4 protein-coding genes and 1 riboswitch are annotated in these 3,424 nt (G+C 72.0%); all 4 genes read left to right on the top strand.

All coding sequences use genetic code 11. The features are described from left to right. Positions 1–157 precede the first annotated feature (157 nt). Positions 158–760 (top strand): methyltransferase, encoded by a 603-nt coding sequence (locus tag AB0M20_RS33300; protein WP_364304307.1) that lies wholly within the window; start codon positions 158–160, stop codon positions 758–760. 32 nt (positions 761–792) lie between these two features. After that, entirely contained in the window at positions 793–2,439 is a 1,647-nt protein-coding gene (locus AB0M20_RS33295; protein ID WP_364304306.1) for an ATP-binding cassette domain-containing protein, read from the top strand. Between the two features lie 35 nt (positions 2,440–2,474). Next, positions 2,475–2,586: riboswitch (TPP riboswitch) on the top strand. Further along, positions 2,580–3,167 carry a thiamine phosphate synthase gene (locus tag AB0M20_RS33290; RefSeq protein ID WP_364304305.1) on the top strand — a complete coding sequence of 196 codons (588 nt, stop codon included), beginning with the start codon at positions 2,580–2,582 and terminating at the stop codon, positions 3,165–3,167. Its footprint overlaps the riboswitch before it by 7 nt. After that, positions 3,164–3,424 (top strand): FAD-dependent oxidoreductase (locus AB0M20_RS33285; protein WP_364304304.1); only part of this gene is annotated, 261 nt, incomplete at its 3' end. The genes AB0M20_RS33290 and AB0M20_RS33285, both read left to right, overlap by 4 nt.

Raw genomic sequence — 3,424 nt, 5'->3', positions numbered from 1 at the left:
GAGAACGAGGCCGCCCGGGGCCGCGCGATGGGCGGCGCGGGACGCGGATCCGTGCAGCATGCCGCCGAGGCTAGGAGCGCACGGTGATCAATGAACGCACAGGTTGTGCGGCACCCCGCCGTGCGTGTCGTCGTTGTCGCGCGGCACACTTCCAAGGGTGAGCGCGGACCACTACTTCTCTGCCGAACCGGCGGCGCCCGCCCGGCCGATCGAGGTCGAGTTCGCCCTGCGCGGCCGCGACTACCGACTCGCCTCGGCGTCCGGGGTGTTCTCCGCGAGCCGGCTCGATCCGGGTACCGCGGTGCTGCTGCGCAAGGCTCCGGCGCCGGATCCCGGCACCACCGGCGCGCTGCTCGATCTCGGCTGCGGCTACGGCCCGATCGCGTGCGTGCTGGCCACCGAGGCGCCCGCGGCCGACGTGTACGCGGTGGACGTCAACGCCCGCGCCCGCGAGCTGACCGCCGCCAACGCCGAACGGCTCGGCCTGCGCATCCATGTCGCCGCGGACATCGCGGACGACGTGCGGTTCGCGCAGATCTGGAGCAACCCGCCGACCCACGTCGGCAAGGCCGAGCTGTACGCGCTGCTGGACCGGTGGCTGCCGCGGCTCACCCCCGGCGGCGTGGCGTGGCTGGTGATCAACCGGCACCTCGGCGGTGATTCGCTGCACACCCGGCTCGTCGACCGCGGCTGGGTCGTTTCGCGCGTGGCCAGCCAAAAGGGCTTCCGCGTCCTCGGCGTGACCCGGAAAACCGACTGACTCAGCCCCGCTCAGCGGGGAGGATGCCGGGCATGGGTTACGTGGATGTCGCCGGGGTGGGCTTCGTGCTGCCGGATGGGCGCGAGCTGTTCTCCGACGTGGGGTTCCGGGTGGGCGAGGGTGCCAAGATCGCACTCGTCGGGCCGAACGGCGCCGGCAAGACCACGTTGCTGCGGATGGTCGCCGGGGACCTGCCGGTGCAGTCCGGCACCGTCGCCCGCTCGGGTGGGCTCGGCGTGATGCGGCAGTTCATCGGCATGATCGGCGACGACCGTACCCTCGAAGATCTTGCTCTCTCGCTCGTCGAGCCACCCTTGCGGGACGCCGGCCTGCGGCTGCGGCAGGCGGCGGCGCACCTCGGCGAGTCCGAGAAGTCGCAACTCGACTATGCGAACACGCTGACCCGGTGGGGCGAGGCCGGCGGGTACGACGCGGAGGTGCTCTTCGACACGGTCGCGGTCAGCATCCTCGGCAAGCCGTGGGACCAGGTGCGTGACCGCCCGGTCCGGACGCTTTCCGGCGGCGAGCAGAAACGGTTCGCACTCGACCTGCTGCTGCGCGGCCGCGACGAGGTGCTGTTGCTCGACGAGCCGGACAACTTCCTCGACGTGCCCGCCAAGCGATGGCTGGAGCAGCGGCTGCGGGAGTCGGCGAAATCAGTGCTCTACGTCTCGCACGACCGGGAGCTGCTCGCCCAGACCGCCGACCGGGTGGTCGCGGTCGAGGGCGGCAGCGCGTGGACGCATCCCGGCGGCTTCGCGTCCTGGCACGAGGCCCGCGGCAACCGGCACGACCGGCTGATCGAGCACCGCAAGCGCTGGGACGAGAAGCACGAGCAGCTGCGTGAGCTGATGCTGATGTACAAGCAGAAGGCGGCGTACAACAGCGGGATGGCGTCGCGCTATCAGGCGGCGCAGACCCGGTTGCGGAAGTTCGAGGAGACCGGGCCGCCGCCGCTGCCGCCGAAGGAGCAGGCGGTACGGATGAACCTGCGCGGCGGTCGTACCGGTAAGCGGGCGGTGGTCTGCACCTCGCTCGAGCTGGAGAACCTGACGTTCCCGTTCGACCTGGAGATCTGGTACGGCGACCGGGTGGCGGTGCTCGGCGCCAACGGCACCGGCAAGTCGCACTTCCTGCGGCTGCTGGCGGCAGGCGGCAGCTCACCCGACGTCGACAACAAGCCGGTGGACGGGGCGCCGCTGGCCTACACGGCACACGACGGCGTCGCCAAGCTGGGCGCCCGGGTGCGTCCCGGGCACTTCTCGCAGACCCACGACCGGCCCGAGCTGCTGGAACGCACGCTGGTGGAGATCCTCTGGCGCGGTGACGACCACCGATCCGGGATGGACCGGGCCGGGGCGATGAAGGCGCTCAACCGGTACGAGCTGGCGGCACAGGGCGACCAGCTGTTCGGCACCCTCTCGGGCGGGCAGCAGGCGCGTTTCCTGGTGCTGCTGCTGGAGCTGTCCGGCGCCACGCTGCTGCTCCTCGACGAGCCGACCGACAACCTCGACATGGCGTCGGCGGAGGCGCTGGAGGAGGGACTGTCGGCCTTCGAGGGCACGGTGATCGCGGTGACCCACGACCGGTGGTTCACCAGGGGATTCGACCGGTTCGTGCTGTTCCAGAAGGACGGTGAAGTGGTCGAGACGCCGGAACCGGTCTGGGACGTCCGCTAGTCACCACCGCCACGCCGGGCTATGGTCCGGAGTGGAACCAACCCCACGGGAGTCCGGTGCACCGGGCTGAGAGGGGGGCTGACGCGGCCCCCGACCGTCGAACCTGATCCGGATCATGCCGGCGCAGGGAGGAGTTCACGGTGCAGCCGCAGTTCCCTCGTCTACATGTGGTGACCGACTCGTTGCCGGTGGTCGCCGCCGTCCTGTCCGTCACCTCCGCCGTCGCCATCCAGGTGCGTGTCCAGGACGACGTCACCGACCGGGCGGCCTTCGCACTCGTCACCTCCGTGCTGGAGCTGTGCCGGCCGCGCGGCGTGATGTGCCTGGTGAACGACCGTCTGGACGTGGCGGTGGGGGCCGGTGCGGACGGCGCGCACGTCGGGGCCGACGACCTGCCGCCGGCGGCCGCCCGCAGGGTGCTCGGGCCGGCGGCGGTGCTCGGGGTGACGTGCCGGGCCCCGGCCGGGATCGTCCCGCAGGCCTCGTATCTCGGCGTCGGCCCGGCCTACCCGACGTCCACGAAGGACGGTCTGCCGGACCCGATCGGTGTGTCCGGCGTGGCGGCGGTGGCCGCGGCGGCGAGGGTGCCGGTGATCGCTATTGCCGGGATCACCCCGGCGCGGGTGCCCGAGTTGCTCGCCGCCGGTGCGTACGGGGTGGCCGCGGTCGGGGCGATCGCGCGGGATCCGGCCGGTGCGACGGCGGAGTTCTTGGAGGCGCTGTCATGAGGGCTGTGGACGGACCGGGAAAAGTGTCGTACCCGGCGCCCAACGTGGAGCCCACCCAGGACCGGGGTGGGGGAGGCGGCGGGGGCCGCGACGCCGATCTTCGGTGCGCGGTCGTCGGTGGCGGGATCATCGGGCTGTCGATCGCGTGGCGGCTGGTGCAGCGCGGCGTCCGGGTGCAGGTCTTCGACGCTGTGCCGCTTCCGGCCGCCGAGCCTTCGGCAAGGGCGGAGCACCCCGGGGCCTGGTTCGTTGCGGCG

Source organism: Actinoplanes sp. NPDC051633, from assembly GCF_040681735.1.
Classification (GTDB): domain Bacteria; phylum Actinomycetota; class Actinomycetes; order Mycobacteriales; family Micromonosporaceae; genus Actinoplanes.
This window is presented reverse-complemented; position numbering and strand designations above follow the sequence as displayed.